This window comes from Paenibacillus radicis (ex Xue et al. 2023) (assembly GCF_024722015.1).
GTDB lineage: Bacteria > Bacillota > Bacilli > Paenibacillales > NBRC-103111 > Paenibacillus_S.
The window spans coordinates 181,903-199,503 of record NZ_JANQBD010000019.1 but is presented as its reverse complement, the minus strand read 5'-3'; the positions used below and the strand labels follow the sequence as shown (position 1 = coordinate 199,503).

12 protein-coding genes are annotated in these 17,601 nt (G+C 45.8%); all 12 read right to left on the bottom strand.

Going from position 1 to position 17,601, the window contains the following annotated elements; all coding sequences use genetic code 11:
• Window positions 1-575 precede the first annotated feature (575 nt).
• On the bottom strand, window positions 576-2,120 hold the full coding sequence (locus NV381_RS24735; RefSeq protein ID WP_258215963.1) for a glycoside hydrolase family 28 protein: 1,545 nt from the start codon (window positions 2,118-2,120) through the stop codon (window positions 576-578).
• A 498-nt stretch (window positions 2,121-2,618) separates the two neighbouring features.
• Window positions 2,619-4,925, bottom strand: a complete 2,307-nt coding sequence (locus tag NV381_RS24730) for an AraC family transcriptional regulator (protein ID WP_258215962.1) — start codon at window positions 4,923-4,925, stop codon at window positions 2,619-2,621.
• A gap of 218 nt (window positions 4,926-5,143) precedes the next feature.
• The gene (locus NV381_RS24725) at window positions 5,144-6,040 is read right to left on the bottom strand and encodes a hypothetical protein (RefSeq protein WP_258215961.1); all 897 of its coding nucleotides are present in this window, start codon (window positions 6,038-6,040) and stop codon (window positions 5,144-5,146) included.
• Between the two features lie 64 nt (window positions 6,041-6,104).
• Complete coding sequence (locus tag NV381_RS24720; RefSeq protein WP_258215960.1) at window positions 6,105-6,983, bottom strand: family 43 glycosylhydrolase; 879 nt, start codon at window positions 6,981-6,983, stop codon at window positions 6,105-6,107.
• Window positions 6,984-7,077: 94 nt separating this feature from the next.
• Window positions 7,078-8,595, bottom strand: coding sequence for an extracellular solute-binding protein (locus tag NV381_RS24715; protein WP_258215959.1), 1,518 nt, complete (start codon window positions 8,593-8,595; stop codon window positions 7,078-7,080).
• A 27-nt stretch (window positions 8,596-8,622) separates the two neighbouring features.
• Window positions 8,623-9,501: a carbohydrate ABC transporter permease gene (locus tag NV381_RS24710; protein WP_258215958.1), complete on the bottom strand. Its 879-nt coding sequence runs from the start codon at window positions 9,499-9,501 to the stop codon at window positions 8,623-8,625.
• Between the two features lie 18 nt (window positions 9,502-9,519).
• Window positions 9,520-10,425, bottom strand: coding sequence for an ABC transporter permease (locus NV381_RS24705; protein WP_258215973.1), 906 nt, complete (start codon window positions 10,423-10,425; stop codon window positions 9,520-9,522).
• Between the two features lie 244 nt (window positions 10,426-10,669).
• The gene (locus NV381_RS24700) at window positions 10,670-11,758 is read right to left on the bottom strand and encodes a GerAB/ArcD/ProY family transporter (RefSeq protein WP_258215957.1); all 1,089 of its coding nucleotides are present in this window, start codon (window positions 11,756-11,758) and stop codon (window positions 10,670-10,672) included.
• Between the two features lie 38 nt (window positions 11,759-11,796).
• Entirely contained in the window at window positions 11,797-11,994 is a 198-nt protein-coding gene (locus NV381_RS24695; protein ID WP_258215956.1) for a hypothetical protein, read from the bottom strand.
• Between the two features lie 11 nt (window positions 11,995-12,005).
• Window positions 12,006-13,205 carry a Ger(x)C family spore germination protein gene (locus tag NV381_RS24690; RefSeq protein WP_258215955.1) on the bottom strand — a complete coding sequence of 400 codons (1,200 nt, stop codon included), beginning with the start codon at window positions 13,203-13,205 and terminating at the stop codon, window positions 12,006-12,008.
• Between the two features lie 2 nt (window positions 13,206-13,207).
• Window positions 13,208-14,785: a spore germination protein gene (locus NV381_RS24685; RefSeq protein ID WP_258215954.1), complete on the bottom strand. Its 1,578-nt coding sequence runs from the start codon at window positions 14,783-14,785 to the stop codon at window positions 13,208-13,210.
• A gap of 987 nt (window positions 14,786-15,772) precedes the next feature.
• Window positions 15,773-17,530 carry a chondroitinase-B domain-containing protein gene (locus NV381_RS24680; protein ID WP_258215953.1) on the bottom strand — a complete coding sequence of 586 codons (1,758 nt, stop codon included), beginning with the start codon at window positions 17,528-17,530 and terminating at the stop codon, window positions 15,773-15,775.
• Between the last annotated feature and the right edge of the window lie 71 nt (window positions 17,531-17,601).

The window sequence follows — 17,601 nt, the reverse complement described above, 5'->3', positions numbered from 1 at the left end:
TTCGGAGTGGGTCATGCAGCTCGAAGATCGGACGATCTTTCATAAAGCATTATAATTTTTCATTGAAAGTGAGAGGAGAAATTCACATAAAGGAGCAAGCCCAACTGCGAGAAGAAATCCAACAACTAGAGCAACGTAATGCCTCAAGGAAGACAACTTGGAGCTGTATCGGAAGCTCACCGATCCCGATTTTTGAGGCACTTCCTCAAGCACCCAGGGGTGATATTTGTAAAAAATCTCGAAATAAAGAGTTATGCTAAGGAAACCACTAATTTAAGGGTGAAGACTCCGGATTTAGGGGGCCTAGCCGGTTTTCCTGTTATTCTTCTAACTTTGGATGTTTACTGCAAATTAGCTTGAGGTTTTCCTGTTAGTCTTCTAACTTTGGATGTTTACTTTAGATTAGCTTGAGGTTTTCCGAGGTTTTCCCGTTAATCTTTTCCCATCATCTCCACTGACATTCAGCCGTAACTGCTAACAGACGCACCGGGAGCTGTTCCCAGCGTTCGGTGCGTCTGTTGCATGACGGTGGTCGACCACATTCGTCTATAAATTAACAAATTCCATTTATAAAGCTAGCTTGCTCCGCCATCAGGCATGCGGTTAGCGGCGGCAAAATAGTGCGGGCTCGTCCCGTCAGCAAATCGGACTGCCGTTTCCGCTTCTAGCATATCGTTGCCGACGACGAACAGGCCGCTTGCTGGCACATCGTCCAGCAGCAGGAACGTGCCTGTCCCCAGCTCTGCCTTGCAATTTTGCACGGACACGCCGTCCGCGTGCTTGAGCTCAATTGCCGTCCCGCCCGATTCAGCCGGAGCGCCTCGGAATTCACTCAAAGATAATCGCTCAAGATGCTCCCCATACAACGCATTAGACCAATGCTTGTTTAGCGGGCTCTGCCACTCGATATCAATGTCCTTCAGCGTGATATGCTTCCCGTAACGGCAGAAAACCGCTGGAATAGGATGATGGAAAACTCCACGGTACGATGGATTCGAGTCGAACACACCACCGGGATATCCACTCTCATCACGCATCTTCAGCTTCAAGCCGTGAATCGAGATACCTTCGATGATACTCTCCTCTGAGCCTTCCAGGTAAACGGCATTTTCCGCTTCTGCCAGAATATGCTCAAACCGGATGTTTCGGATAATTCCGGGAAATCCATGCTCTCGTCTGCGCTCCGCCGATACGAAGATAGCTTCTCCTTTGCCCCACCATTTACGCTTGCGCTGCTGCTCGAATTCGTCGCTAAACAGACGCGTTTGAACAATGATGTTGGAAAACAAAATATTCTCAATCGTACCGCCGTTTCTGGCCCATACGCCCAGCCCCCGGTTTGAGTAGCGAATCACACAGTTTTGGAATACGACATTGCGAATATCGGCGAACGTCTCCGTTCCAATCTTTAAAGCGCAGGATCTTGAAATCATCGTACAATTAGTGACCGTAATATTCTCGCAGGCTCCATATGCGGCAGCCCCGTGCTTCGTAGTCTTCAACACAATGCAGTCATCCCCGGCTTCTATGTGACAGTCCGATATATGCACATCCGAGCAGCTATCCGGATCAATGCCATCATTATTAGGACCGCGCAATTGACCGAGAATTTTGATGCCCTGCACATTAACACGACGGCAACCTGTCATATGAAGACACCAGGATGATGCTCGGTATAGGGTAACATCCCGGAATAGTACATCCGTACAACCTTCCAAGTCCACAAGCTTCGGACGGAAATCCTGCAGCGGCAGCAGCACATGATCTCCTTGACCGTCATCCGCCTGCAAAAACCGTTCTCCCTGACCATCAATAATTCCCGGGCCCGTCACCGACACACAGCTGGCATGACGCGCACTAATTAAACCGCAGGTACCCACGTTAGGGTCCGGTGTAAAATCCTTCTCATCCATGCTGCTAACAATTCGACCCGTTGCTTCCAAATGAAGGTTCACGTTTGATTTTAGCATAAGGGTGCCTGATAAATAATTGCCCTTCGGTACAGTTACCGTTCCTCCGCCTTGCTCATTGCAAAAGTCAATTGCCGCCTGTATAGCCAGGGTATCCAGTGAAATTCCATCCCCAATTGCACCAAAATCTTTGATGTTAATAGCGCTCATAATAATCCCCCATTCCATATATATCAGCGTACTAAGCAGCCGGATTCCTGTCGACAATCCCAACAGCATCTATCGGGTGGTAATAATCATAGGGGCAGACCGAGTAATCATTACAGCGCGTAAAAAATCCCCACAAAGTGGGGTCTTGCTTCGAAGTCGATTCAGATACTTTGCGGGGAGCCCCGAAACATATAAAAAATCCCCACAAAGTGGGGTCCTGCTTCGAAGTCGATTCAGATACTTTGCGGGGAGCCCCGAAACATATAAAAAATCCCCACAAAGTGGGGTCTTGCTTCGAAGTTGATTCAGATACTTTGCGGGGAGCCCCGAAACATATAAATTCCATATAGGCAAAAAAGCCGCCCTTACCTTCAAATAAGAATGTAAGGGCGGCTCACTTTTACGGACGGACCATATGTTACAGTTTTTCCTATGTCTTCCGTGTTTTCTGCATCTTGATCATTTACACTTATATCTTAAGCTCCACGTAATGACGGATTAGCGATGCTTTTCACGGTACTGCCCAGGAGTCATATCCTCCAGCTTGCGGAAATACCTGATAAAATTTTGCGAATTATGGTATTGGAGCCTTTCGGCAATTTCGTTAATCTTCATATCCGTCTCCACCAGCCATTGCTTTGCTACAGACAATCTATATTTCGACAGGTAGTCGCTGAAATTACTGCCCGTCTCCTTGCGGAAAACCGTCTTTATATAATTGGGATGATAATTCAATCTGGAAGCGCACAGCTCCAAGGTAAGCTCGCTTTCAAACTCCATATGAATCATATCCAACATCCGTTCGGATATTTTCTTATTCTGGCTTTCCCAACGTTGGTGCAGCGCGGCCATCATTGGTTCGATAACATCGTGGAAAATCCATTCCTCGATCTCTTCGGCCGTCTTAAGCTCCAGCAGATGCTCGTTTATCGGCTTGCCCGATGCCTGGAGAGGGTTCACCGATTCCCCTGCCTCCTGCCATTCGCGAATCAAATCGATTAGCAGCCTCGTCATAGCCATCTGAAAATCATAGTAACGCGGATAATCGCCCAGCACCTTTTGAATAAACTCTTTTAGAATATCCCGCGCTTTATCTCTTTCTTCCGTCTTGACCGCATCGATCAGCTCTTTCTCAAGCCAATCCGGATAGGCCGCGGCAATACGGGTGTCGGGCAATACGCTGTCAAAAGGCAGGATCACCTGCTCGCCAAAACGCACTCTGTAGGTTAAGGCTTCCAGGCTTTGCTTGTAGCCATGCGGTGTATCGTTGATATCCGTATACAGACGGCTGATGCCGATGCTGATCTTGAGGTTCAGCAGCTCCCGGATTGTTGCTTGAATCCGTTCGGCAAACCGGTACAAGTCATTCCCGTAATCATTGCCTTCTTCTATTCCGCTGCGGCATATGGTAACTTGATTGTTCACCATAACAACCGGCTCCAAGCGTTGCGTGGCAGGAATAAGCTCTCCCACAATATTGTTGATGGCAAACATCAATAAATCAAGATCACTCTCGGTATATCTTGTATTCTCGATGTTATCGATCTGGACTGTCATCACACCGAACTGAGCAGGTTCCGAATCATAAGAGAACTGCTGCCAGCGTTCCCGCGTTTCTCCAGGCCGGATTTCCCCTTGCAGAAGCCTGCGGATAAAGAAGGCCTCCAACTGCTTGGAATGCTTGCGCAGCTGATCGCGCAGCTCCGTCTGGGAATTTCGCAGCGAATGAATATGATCACCAATGAATTGAAGCTCATCCTTGATGTGGCGGTCATCAGATGATTGATCGCCGACAGCAAAGGACAGTATACGTTGAATCGGTGAATACATACGTTTCGACCCCGCCCAGGACAGGAAGAAGATCACTAAGAACACTCCAAGCGACACGTACAGAGTGTACCAGCCTATTGCCCGGGAATCTTTGGTAATATCGCTTACAGAGGAGAAGGACAAATACTTCCAGCCGTTATAGGCAGATTGGCGGTACATAACACCTATCGTTTCATTATGAGTCTTGAACGTTAAATAGCCGCTATTCTTGTCATCCGAATTATTAATGCTTTCAATAGCGTGGTTCAACTCTTCCGTAGATTGGATTACTCGTCCTTCGGGCTGCGTTAACAACCGGTTTTCCCGATCCAGAATGATGGTCTCGCGATCCGGCGATTCGTTAAACACAAGCTTCTCCAAAGAGTAGGCCGGTAGCTCGCCTATAATCAACCCGGTGCTGCTAAGAGAACCAAGCGGAAGCTTCTTTATAAGCCTGACACCCAAAGCCGGGTCATGCGTAAGGCTGAGTGCAGTCTGACTGTCCGATTGCTTCTGAGAGACGACACTAGTCCAATAGGAAGCTGCCTCGGCTTGAATGTAGTTCTCAACAGACTCCAACATGTCGGAATCCTCAAGCTTTGAATAACCTTGGTTGGAGATGATCCATCCGTTTTTCAGATTGGCCATGTACACGTTCTTCGCGCCCAGCTCGTACGGCTGCATTTTGTTCAACCCTGCGGTCAGCTCATTTAACATTTCAAAATTACGCTCGGTAATGGACGTTTGTAACGCTTCCCTCACAAGTGAAGTGCTCACATACTGGGTCATGAGGTTCTCAAATAATTGCAGCACCTGCTCCACATTTTTTTGGGTTTGCTGCAGAAGCTGCATATTACTATCATTAACCTTCTGTTGAACGCTGTCTTTCGCTCGAATGAAGGATAAGGTGCCTAACGTAACCACTGGAACCGTGCCGATCAGAAGACTGAATATGAGGAGTCGAACCAAATAGTTGGATGTAAACAGCCTGGACATGCGGTTCCCTCCGATGCAAACGTGAAAGTTTTCTACTATGTAACATTGTAGTCTATTTAATAAAAAAGCTCAAAAGGACTCATTAAGCAAAAAAACTGCGAGGGCCGGCTTACAGTGACCTTCTGGCAGCTTTTTCATGTTGAGCACTACACCGATTTCTATTAAGGTTTCTTAAAAATCATACCGTCATCACTGCTTATAGTTTGTGAAAGATGCTCCTAAGGCCATTGCCACTCAACAAGATCATCGCTCCATGCGATCCCAATACATGCGTGGGTATCGAAGATTACGCGTTCATCCTCGGGACCGGTTCCGTGAAAGAACATAAGGAATTTCTGAATTCCGGGAACTAGTCTGCAATCCAGTACAAAGCCCGCGGTTATCCTCCCTCTAGCCCAATCCCAATCCTGTTGTCCTAATGTCAGCAAGGCATCAGCATGATTCCAGTTTTTCAAATCAAAAGATCTCATGATCCCAATTCCATTCTCCGGAGAATGAAACATAATGTATTGATCCTTATCTTTCAAAATACAAACGTTCTCTCCAGCGCTTTCGTTTCCGCAGTACGTCCAATGAATCAAGTCATGCGAATAGGAATGGCTGACGCCGTTCTGTTTATAGAAACACCACCATTTGCCCGGTTCATCCTTGTCTTCGATCAAATAAGGATCGATCATCCGCCCCATAGACTCGACTGGAACTTGATCTCCCTTCAGCAGAAGAAGCTCCGGCACTGTCCAATGTACGAGGTCCGTGCTCTCCATGCTCCAAATCCGGGAGCTCTCATTGCCGTATTTCTCTCCGTTAGGCCTCGGATAGGTTTGGAGACACATAACCCATCGATCCTTGTAACGGATAATGTTGCCCGGGCTTGAATAGTTCAAGCTGCGGTCTCTCGGTGTCAAGCGCGTCGGCTCGCTCCAAGTCACAAGATCCACGCTATGGCTCATCGCCGTGTACATAAATACTTGACCATCGGGCTCCGTCTCAACCAGAGTATAATACAGCCTGAATACACCATCATAATAAATTGCGGCTGGATCGCGGTATCCGATATGTTTATTTCCATGGAGCAATATGGGTGACTGAATAAGGTTCAAATTCAAAGCAGTCAATTTCATCCCTCCTGAGAGTTTTGCTAAGCAAAACTTACTTGGTAAGCATCAGCTCGGCTTCCCGTTACAACACGGGTCGAATTCGTAATTGTTCATCGAATTCAACCTTCAACGCGGCAGGCCTCTCCCGAAAAGGCGCATTGGAGTCGTTACCGAAAAATGTACTCCACCATTGTCCGCTTTTATCCTGAAAAAACGTATTGTGTCCTCCATGCGGAACGGCTAAATAGCGTTCACCATAAGGACCATATATATGGTCCGAGCTTGCTACGTAGCAGTGGTAATCTCCTGCAATAAATTCTGCTCCAGCCAGGTAATACCTGCCATGGGCCTTGAACAGAAAGGTTCCTTCAAAGCCAACATGCTCGGCATTGGATGGACTCAACAGCCTAAGCTCCTCTGCCAAAGCCGTCATATCCTCGTTCATCCTGGCAATCTTACCGTTATCGCACAAGAAATACACGGTACCGTCATCGTCTTGAAATAACGAAGCATCAATATGTGGGCTGAGTGGTGAATTGGTGGCAATATGATCCATATAGGGGCCTTCCGCCCTCCCGCTGACGCTTCTTAATAAACCGTTGCCTAACCTCGGGATACTGTACGTGATCCAGAAAGTGCCCTTCAAATAATGAATTTCCGGAGCCCAAAGTGGGCGGAACGGTGCGCCGTCGCGAAGGGCTGTCTCCTTCTGCCAAGTACCGTCGCGATCTACGTTCCATACTGTAGATCTTTTACGTGGCTCGGTTATAACCGGAGTCCATGTGTGCATATCCGCCGATTTCCATACTTGAATATCTCCCGTAACAGCCCACCAATCAGGTGAGCCAGTCGTTCCTGTCAAATAATAATAACCATCGCCACCTATACAGATCGAGGTGTCACGAATCGGATAGTCGAACAAAGGCTCGAACGGTTGCGGTAATTTAAGCGGCTTTGTCATCGTCACCAGTTCCTTCTATTCGTTGTTAGAATTCGTCGGCCTTAAACCAGGCAAATCCGCCGAGGATTCGGCGGACTCCAGTAAAGATCAGGCTTTACTTACCGCTGCTCTTGTTATAATCAGCAGTAAACTCTTCGATGATTTTGTCTCCACCACCGGAGCGCCACTTGGCAACAGCAGCCTCCCAGCCTTTATCATCCAGCTCACCAAGAACGAATTTAACTTGAGCATCCGTAACAGCCTTCTTCAGATCAACACCTTTTTGTGTGTTCATATCTGAAAGCAGGGAAGCACTTAAATCAACGACCCCTATTTTTTCGTTATCCGTAAATAGCTTGTCGATCTTTTGCTCCAGCGGTGTTTTCTGAATTTTCACACCCGCATATTGATTGCCCCATCTAAAGTTTTGCCAGTCGTCAGAGCCCTTGGACCCGTCGATTTTTTTCGCGCTTCCGTTTTCAGTCTTATAATCCGTTCCTTCTATTCCAGCATTAATCAAGGACAGCATCGGCTCATCGCCCATTTTATCCAGGAATCCGAGAATTTGCTTCAATTTCGCTTCATCTTTTACATTTGACTTAGGAATTGCAATCAATGAATCATAGCCAGTAGTACCTCTTACTCGTTGTCCCTGCGGCCCGTCAAAATTTTGCGCGACATCAACCACTACTTTAGGGTCCTGCTTTATCATATCTATATGGCGGCCGTAGCCGTCATCGATAACGGAGAAATACATGCCGGCTTTTCCTTGATTGAAGTAATCATATTTTTTAGCTATGGGGAAATCCGAAGCTATGATTTTTTCAGCGACCATTTTCTTATACAAATCCAATGCCGGCTTGAATTCCGGAGCCATAAAATCAGGGATAACCTTGCCATCCTTCAAGCCCCAGCCGTTCGGAGCACCGTTGTAAATAGCCAATTGCTTGAGCAGCTCCATGGTGGCGTCCTCTTGAATGCCGAACGTATTTTTCTTGCCATCTTTATCCGGATCATTTTCTGTAAACGCTTTAGCTACTTTGTAAAGATCTTCAGATGACTTAGGCATCTGCAGCCCCAGACTATCGAGCCAATCCTTGCGGATGATCATTCCGTAACGGGAAAGCACACGCTCTCTCGGAATACCGTACAGCTTCCCGCTGATACTTGCGTTCTTTACTGCTACCGGACTCATTTTGCTTAAATTTTTGTAGTCCTTCAGGTAGGGGGTTAACTCCCAGAATGCACCTGACAGCTGCGCATTCAGGTTCGCTGTCTCTTTCGTTTTCCGAAGCAGGATCACCTCGGGCAAATTACCGGAAGCAATCGTTGCACTTACCTTATCATCATAAGCCGTTCCCGCCCCCGGTACCCAGGTGATATCCAGCTTTGTATTCGTATATTCCTCAATTTTCTTTAAAAAAGGACTATCCTTTTTAGGTGGCTCCGGGGATTGCTGAATCATCATGACTTTTAATTCCAACGGTTTTGCAGGGGTACCCGCCGCCGGTTGTTGTCCAGTTGGTGCTTCTGTCTTGGAGGAAGTGCAAGCTGTCAGCATCGAAGCTGTTAAGCAGGTGGCGCAAACAACCGTGAGCAATTTAATAGACTTGCTGGATGCATTGGTTTTCATACAAAATCTCCTCTTTCTTTCGTATATTTAGCCTTTCACTGACCCCAATAATGCTCCCTTGGCAAAATGCTTTTGCAGAAACGGATATACAATTAAGATAGGTAAAATAGAAATGACAATAACGGCCATCTTGATCGTTTCTGCCGGTGGAGCTACGTAGCTGTCATCAAACTGAGTAGAATCCCCGATCCCTCCTTGTGATAATATAACGATCTGCCTTAACCATACCTGGATAGGCCAAAACTTACTTTCATTGACGTATAAAATGGCGTTAAAGTAAGCGTTCCAATGTCCCACCGCGTAAAACAAAGCAAGTGACGCAAGTACAGGCGCTGACAGAGGAAGCACTATTCGGAACAAAATTCCGATGTCGCTGCAGCCGTCAATTCTTGCGGCCTCCTCAAGCCCATCGGGAAGCTGTTGAAAGAAGCTGCGCATAATAATCAGGTTAAATGCGCTTATCAAGCCTGGAACAATAAGTGCGGCCGGACTGTCGAGAAGGCCTGTCTCCTTCACTACTAAATATGTGGGAATCATTCCGCCGCTAAACAGCATGGAGAATACTACCAGCTTCATGAACAGCTTTACGCCCATCAGATCTCTTTGCGCAAGCGGATATGCCATCAGTGCAGTGAAAAGCAAATTAGCCAAGGTTCCAGCTACCGTTATGAAAATAGAAACGCCAAGGCTGGATAAAATAATATCGGTCGAAAGAATATAACGGTAGCCTTCGAGAGAAAATTTGGTTGGGAATAATATAAATCCCTTCTTCAATAATTCCTCCGGAGCTGTCAGTGAAGACGCCAAAATATAGATGAATGGCAGCACGCACGCAGCCGCGACAAGCAATAGCAATAAATAATTCATTCCATCCAAGATTCTACCGGGCAATCGATGGTCTAACATCTCTGTTCCCTCCTTTTGTCAGTAAATTCCCTCTTCGCCAAATCGTTTAGCTAGACGGTTCGCAGAGGCGACCAAGATTAACCCCACTACTGATTTAAACATACCGACCGCTGTACTGTAGCTGAATTTGCCCTGTGAAATCCCGGTCGAATACACGTACGTATCAAACACCTCACCAACCTCCCGGTTCATCGGATTGACCATCAGAAAAATTTGCTCGAAGCCTGAATCAAGAAAGCTGCCAATCCGCAAAATGAGCAAAATAATGATCGTACTGCGAATAGCAGGAAGGGTTATATGCCACATTTGCCGCCAACGATTAGCCCCATCCATTCGCGCCGCTTCGTATAATTGCGGATCAACGCCAGCGAGCGCTGCAAGAAAAATAATAGTACCCCAGCCTGTCTCCTTCCAAATCACCTGCGAAGTAATGATTGTACGAAACCAATCACGGCTAAGTAAAAAGTTGATCGGCTCATTGCCTGCACTGTTCAGCATATTGTTGACTATGCCGCTCTCCGTTGAAAAAAACAGGAAGCTGATCCCGACTACCACAACCCAGGAAACAAAATGCGGAATATAGATAAAGGTTTGAATTAATCGTTTGAATACATCCTTGCGCACTTCATTTAACATGAGGGCAATAACAATCGGCAATGGAAAGAAGAATACTATGTTGTAAACAGCTAGAATAAAAGTGTTGCGAAACAGCATCCAGAAGGTCTCATCATTGAAAAAAGTTTCAAAGTGCTTAAAGCCAACCCATTTACTTCCAAAAAAACCCAGGAACGGCTGGTAATCCTGAAAGGCTATCAGAACGCCCCACATTGGAACATATTTATAAATAAGGAAGTATAATAGCCCGGGAAGCAGCATGAGATAAAACCATTTCTGCTTTTTGATCCGGCGGTTGAAGATGACCATCTTAGAAGCTGTAAGCGTTTGAATTTTTGCAGAATCGGCCTGCATCACACATCCCTCCAAAGTTTCCCATCTGTTTATACTCACCAAGGATACTCCTTAACTTAAACGTCTTATGAATTCATGTCTACAATCACCATGGCATATCATTGCCGTAAAATGGTTATAGAAGCTGGATTATTGCCCATTAAGCGAATTCATAATCAATACGGCAGGTCTAATAATCATGAGGGATTGCAGACTTTGTTTAAGAGATATTCGCTCGCCGCTTTTTAACCATAGACATCGCCCAATATATTAACGGCAGGCATTCTACAAACAGGGCAAAGGTAGGCCAGGAACGTAAAATAAATTCATTGAGCTCAATCGTGTTATTAACCATATTTACGGAAATGCCGAGCATAATCGCACCGAAGGAAAAGGAAAACGGTCTGGTATCTTTAAGCCCCATAAGCTGTGTAGAGATCAATACCGGAATATAAAGCAGAATGCTTACTTTAATAAATAAGCTGCCCAACCAGATCGCAACAACGACGGGGTCTAAATTTTCGAGGAAATCACCAATGCGGATAAAACGGATCATTTCTAATATGGGGTAAGTCATTTGCCCTGACAGGTGAGAGCCGAATAATAGAAAACATAAAATAAAGCTTATTTCAATAAAAATAAGACTGGTAACCGTCGACCACAGCAGCGAACGGAATGTTTTCTGTGAATGAGCTAAGTAAGGAAAAATAAATAATATCATAAACATTTCACCAAACCAGGGAATGAAAGGATAAGAGTTACTGAACAAACTTGCCGCATTCAAATGAGTCAAAAGCGCAATCGAACGATCATAATTAAGCTCATTGGCAACCATGAAGGGAGTAATTGCACCCACGCCGAATATAACGAAAAAAAAGCCTGCAGCGCATCGGAAAATGGTCTCGATTCCCGTCCTTACTGCCATCGTTACGACAAAAGCGAATAAAGCGCCAACGACCCATGTCGGTGTGGTCGGCAGATATACCTGCACCATGAAGTCTGTAACCTGACGCAGTACAAGGCCTGCAAGATGAATAAAAAAGAAACAGGAGCCTATCATCAGGATGACATGAGGCCACCGGCCGACCAGCTCCTTTCCATAATGAACGAGGAATTCACTCGCTCTCTGCTTCGCAAGTACAATCGATATATAGGTAATCAGCAGTCCTCCAGCGGCAGCAACAATCAGAGTCAACCAGCCTTGATAAGCTGCAGTTGAAAAAAGCAAGGACATTAAAAATCCCGTTGCCGTAGAAAAATGAAACAGGATGAATAATATTCCAAGCTCTAGCTGGGATATTCGCTGCATAACGGTTACCTCCCTTACTTCGTAGCTAGCCAATAAAGCTACTTGCCAAACACAAATTCAATCCAACCATTAGGGCTCGGAAAGCTCTTAACAGAGTAAACCAGCATTATATATACGTAGGCCGCAAGTAAAGAGCAGCCCGCCAGCCAATAGGTCCTTTTCTTCCGTTGGTGATGTCTTAGAAAATTCCATTCCAGCGAAGCTATCACTATAAAAACAATCGTAATAGTAGTCATGGTTAGCCGCCTTAGCGATGAAACTGACGTATGATCGGATTTTTTTCCGTTCCGGTTCTTTTTACATTTACCTTGGCGTCCACATTAAACTCAACTTTCTTATATGTGGTCAGCCACTGCTCCTCATGTTCCTTCCATACATTGGGATAATTCCAATTCAGAAGCCGGCCGAATCCGAACACATCCGCCCCCATATTTTGAGATTTCCGAATGGCATGCTGAATTCTTCCTTTTAGCTGCCGCGAAAGCATATTCTGTACTTTGAGTATTTGCTCCGGATTTGTTAAATCAATGTTAGATTCAGACGACATGATGTCATCCTCTGCTTCAACGCTAATATTAAAGCGGATCTTCCCCCCTTGGACAACGGGATGTACAGCTGCTTTGGAGCTCAGAATGATAAAGCTGATCGTTTTGCCATCCGTCGGAGACTTTAATGAAATCATCGCATTTCTCATTTTTCCTTTTAACCATAGCCATGCTCTCATTTCCTTGACATCGAATGTCCCGATCATTTTATCCTTCCTGAAAATAGCCGCTCCATCGGTTCCAACCCAAGTACTTTTCTTCCCTTTTTCACTCAGCATTTCCGTATCCCCTATAGTTAGCATAGCCGCAGCCGTATCCCCGTCTGTTGCCGCTGACTCCAGAAAATCTTTAATGCTCGTATCCAGCGTCACTTTCCGCTTCGCAAATTCGCGGAGCACTTCCGCAGGAAGCCTTTCAAATACAGGCGTTAAATAGGAGATTTCCCTTGCCCTGTTTGGGGCAACCATGAAATAGCTCTTGGTATGAAAGTTCGGTTCTCGGGCTACGAATTCAAGGATAGGATTGACCCCCGATTCTGCCATCTTCCTCCCGACTACAATAACCCGGCAGTGTCCCCACGAGATTTCCCGGCTTAAGTCCGAGCGAATCAAACGGAGCGCAATGGCTATACTCTCAGCTTTTTTAGTCACTATCGTATATGGATTGCCGCCACCGCCGCCGCTGCTGCCTAGCCCCGTGGATGAGCCTCCTCCTGAAGCAATCCGGTTAGGCAGAGGAAAGCCTATGGACAACTCATAGTCGCCATCCTCTAAACGGTCAACATATATTGCCGTCACGAAAGCCCGATCGTTAATCTCAACTCTGGACCAGCATCCGGTTAAAATCAGCAAACACCACAAGGCCAATAAGAGTCCTACACCTGTTGTTCGCTTACGCAGCATCGTTAATCTCCATCATCCTCTGGAATTTGCGGCCTTTTCCGATAAGTTTGCCGCTTATCATCATTGGTTCCATACAGCAGGGGCCTCTTCTTCATCATCCACCATGGAGCCCGAATCAGTACATCCTTCCAATCGCTAAAAACGATTGGCGCAGTAGGTGAAAGATAAGGCGTACCGAATGATCTTAACGAAACCAGATGCACATAAATAAGTAAAATACTAATAATAACCCCATACAAGCCGAAGCTTGCGGCAAGAATCATAACCGGGAAACGCAATAGCCGAAAGGTTAGTCCCAGATCGAAATGCGGGATAATAAACGATGCAATTCCCGTAATGGAAACAACTATAACCATAGGCGCGGAAACGATTCCTGCCTGAACTACAGCTTGACCGATTACCAATGCTCCAATAATGGAAATGGTTTGTCCTATAGGCTTGGGAATCCGCAGTCCCGCTTCCCTGAGCGCCTCAAATGTGATTTCCATAATGTAGGCTTCAATAATGGCAGGAAACGGGACATCCTCACGGGCTGATGCAACTGTAATCAATAGATTGGGAGGCAGCATTTCCGGGTGGAACGTGCTTACCGCTATATAAATAGAGGGCAGCAAAAAGGAGATCAATAAAAAGATGTAACGAATCCAGCGGATCCAAGTCGCAGCAACAAACCTTTGATAATAATCCTCAGGTGATTGAAGCAGCATGTACAAAGTAACAGGCACGATAAGAGGAATTGGCGTTCCATCTATTAGAATAGCGACTCTGCCTTCCAGCAGCGCTGCGGATACGACATCCGGCCGTTCCGTGTATTGAACCTGAGGAAAGGGAGAGTAGGGATTATCCTCAATAAACTCCTCGATATAACTGCTGCCAAGCACCCCGTCAATGTCAATCCGAGATAATCGTTTCTTCACTTCATCGATCAGCTTCTGTTCACATATGCCTTCAATATAACAAATGACAGCAGCCGTTCTGGTATATGAACCGAACTGATAATGCTCCAGCTTTAGAGCGGGATGCTTGATTTTTCTGCGAATCATGGTGATATTGGTAGAGATATCTTCAACAAAGGCTTCCTTCGGCCCTCGAATTACAGTTTCGTTCTCCGCCTGGGGGATCGCCCTCTTCTCCAGAGCTTTCATCGGAAATAAAATGAGCTGCGGCTCGTTATGAACCAGAAGAACTATCGTTCCTTCAAATAATGAATTTAAAGCAGCCTCCAATTCCAAACTGGTTTCCACGTATGAGACAGGCAGCTGCTTTAAGCCTGCGATTTTCAGCACCAGCTCGGCACCGGTTACACCCGTTACTTCAAACATGAGCGGCGATAAAACCTGCTCCTGCAGCAGCTTTTGATCGGTAATACCTTCTATATAAATAAATACACAAGGAATATCTCCCGGTAGGCGAACCTCATGAAACTTGATGTCCGTGCAATTTTGCAGCTGTTCACGGAACCAAATAACCTTTGAAGCCAGATCATTCCTTACTTCCTTCTCTGAAGAAGAGATGTATGAAGGCGACGAATTGCGAATTAGCCCTTTGCGCTGCTTCTTGAACCATTTGGAAAAGAACATGATTCACCTCTGTAGGCAATTTCTATATAGATTTCCATTAATCGCTACTGATTATGCACTTTTCGGTTGAATCAACCGTATTCCAGCACGTAGATTCTCGTATAGGGCTTCGAAAAATACGTTTCAGCGTCCTTGATCCTGAATATAGGGTTGAACAAAAGCACCCTCAATTCCATTTTGGAATTAAAGGTACTTTTGCACATTCTATGGGATTCATTCACTAGGGTTTACCCTATTGAAACAGCCCCTTTTGAGACAGCCATTCTTGGGTATTCTCAGTGAAATGCAGCTATGAGGTCGATCTCCAACGCGTGCTAATCGCGGGTTCCGGGTTCGTTTACAGCATGGCATGGCAGTCTGGCGAACCTCACGCAATTATGAGGAAATTGTCACGTTATATTCTCGAAAAATAGCGTCCCAAGCCCTATAACTGGAATTTCTCATGCTAATTTTAAGGATTTTGTCTGATATCATCCCTATTGCCTCTATTAGCAGGAGTTTTTCCAGTTAGATTGATTTCAAACGGAATCCAGGCTGGATTAACGGGAGGATTTCCATCTATAGTCTTTCTTTCGGCAGCCGTCCGAAAATCCTAAGTTTCCTTTAGAATGAAAGCAACCTGTAATCATCTGTTCTCGCGCCATCACTAAAGCAACATTAAAGCAACATTAGAAAGAGTATCCTTATTTTAGCGCTGTAAGGCGCTTTCATTCATCGGTGGTGTCGCGTAAGCGGCATGGAAGTCTTATGTGTTAAAGCAACATGAAAGAGTATCCTTACTTTAGCGCTGTAAAGCACTTTCATTCATCAGTGGTGTCGCGTAAGCGGCATGGAAGTCTTATGTGTTAAAATAAAGCAGCCCACCCTGGTAGGGCGAGCTGCTTACTGTGCTTGCATAAAAATCATAAAGAAAAATGATAGAGTTTGTGACGCGCAATCGAGGGCGCGTTAAGCATAGTATTACGGATTATACAGATTACACAATAATTACGGAGTGATTGTAATCAGATTGGCAATTTGCTTGTAGTCGGAATTCCATTCTACCCTTGCAGCCAACGATTCCGCTACCTTCCGAACCGGAACGAATACCGTTCCTTGCTTCACTTGCGCCTCCGCCTCTGGAGTGTCCGCTATCTTCAGCACTATCGTCTTTCCTTTGCGGCTTATAGTAATTTCCGAGGATTTAGCATCACCCTTAATCTCCGCGCCCAACGTCTGTTGGATGACGCTGACCGGTACCATTGTGCGCTCAGAGGCTATGAATGGCTCCTTTTCCAAGGCAACCGCTTTGCCGTTCGCTTCCAAGTATATTTTGCCGTATTCGACTCCCTTCAACCATTCAGGCCCAACATCCTTCGGCTTCAAAGGCTCGTTGATTACTGGTGCTTGGGACTCATTGCTCCATGCTTTTATGGCAGGGCTTTGCGGAGTAGTCCGATAAATTCCATCTGCTCCCAGAGCAAGCTTCGGATCCTGTACAGTTATGCCGGCTACCGGATCGATACCGAGCTCAGCGCCATACATGAAATTGCCTTCATACTTAAGCTCGGCGGTATCATCAAGCACCTTGATTAACGGCAATGTACTTTTCCCGCTTGCTGCTACAAGATTATTTACAAGCATGGTACCTGCTGGCGCCAGTGAATTAGTGGCGCTTTTCTTGTCGCCTACAATAATGTTGTTCTCATTATTAACCAACGTGTTATTGGCGATAGTAACGTTCTTTACTTGGAAATATTTATTCAGATCTGAATTCGGGATGCCATTGGTCATTGTGATGGCTCCCCGAGTTACGTTAGAACCAACAATACCGCTTATGTAATTGTTAGCTATGACATGATCCTCACCGATAACGCGAATTGCGCCGGCATTCGCTTTCCCATTAGCGAGGAAGAAGTTATTCTCAATATGCGAGCCATTGCCGTGACGAAGCGTAACGGTAGCCGCATTGTTCAAAAATGTATTGCCGCGGATCATGTTTTTGCCCGACTTCACGGACATCATCTCAATCTCGCCATCGTTATTCTCGAACAGGTTAGCCTCAACCGTAGTGTACGAATCCGTAAGGGAATGCGTACTCGTGCCGATTCGCAGCGTCTCCGCTTCGTTGCTCACAACCTGTCCTTTATCATCCCTCAGAATAGGACGTCCGGCAAAATAGTTATGATCGATCTGATGGTAGTTCTCGCCTACCTTCTCTCTCCATACTACCATAGTTGCGCCAATATTCTTCTTGCCCTTGAAGTAAGAATGATCCACACGGTTATGGTCACCGTATATGCCTACCCACTTGGTATTCGTCTCATTGCTGGATGGATTATAATCGATCATCTGAATATTGGTAAGGCGGGAGTGTGAAGCTTCGATGTCACCAACCTTGAATTCTATAACGCCCGAATCATCGATATCTCCCCCGTTTTTAAATACCAAGCCATCGACTGTCAGGTAAGACCCTCCAATATTTAATGTAGAGGAACCGGTCAACCATACTTGACCCGGAGTTTCAGCGCGCAATGTAATAGGCTTATTTTCTTTTCCTTCTCCTGTTACTACAACAGCGGCATCCTTCCAAACGCCGTTCTTCATAACAATCGTGTCGCCAGGCTGCGCTTTCTTCATCGCAGCAGCGATTTCATCCACGGTAGATACTTTAACTTCCGCTGTTTCAGCAGAAGCCCCAGTCGGGGCAGTCGAGAAAGCGATTACAATACATAGCGGTAATAAAGCCCGATTCCATTTTTTCACGATACTATGCCTCCTCATGCAAATGTACTGTCATTATCCTACAAGTCCACTTGAATGAGGTAGCGGTTGTT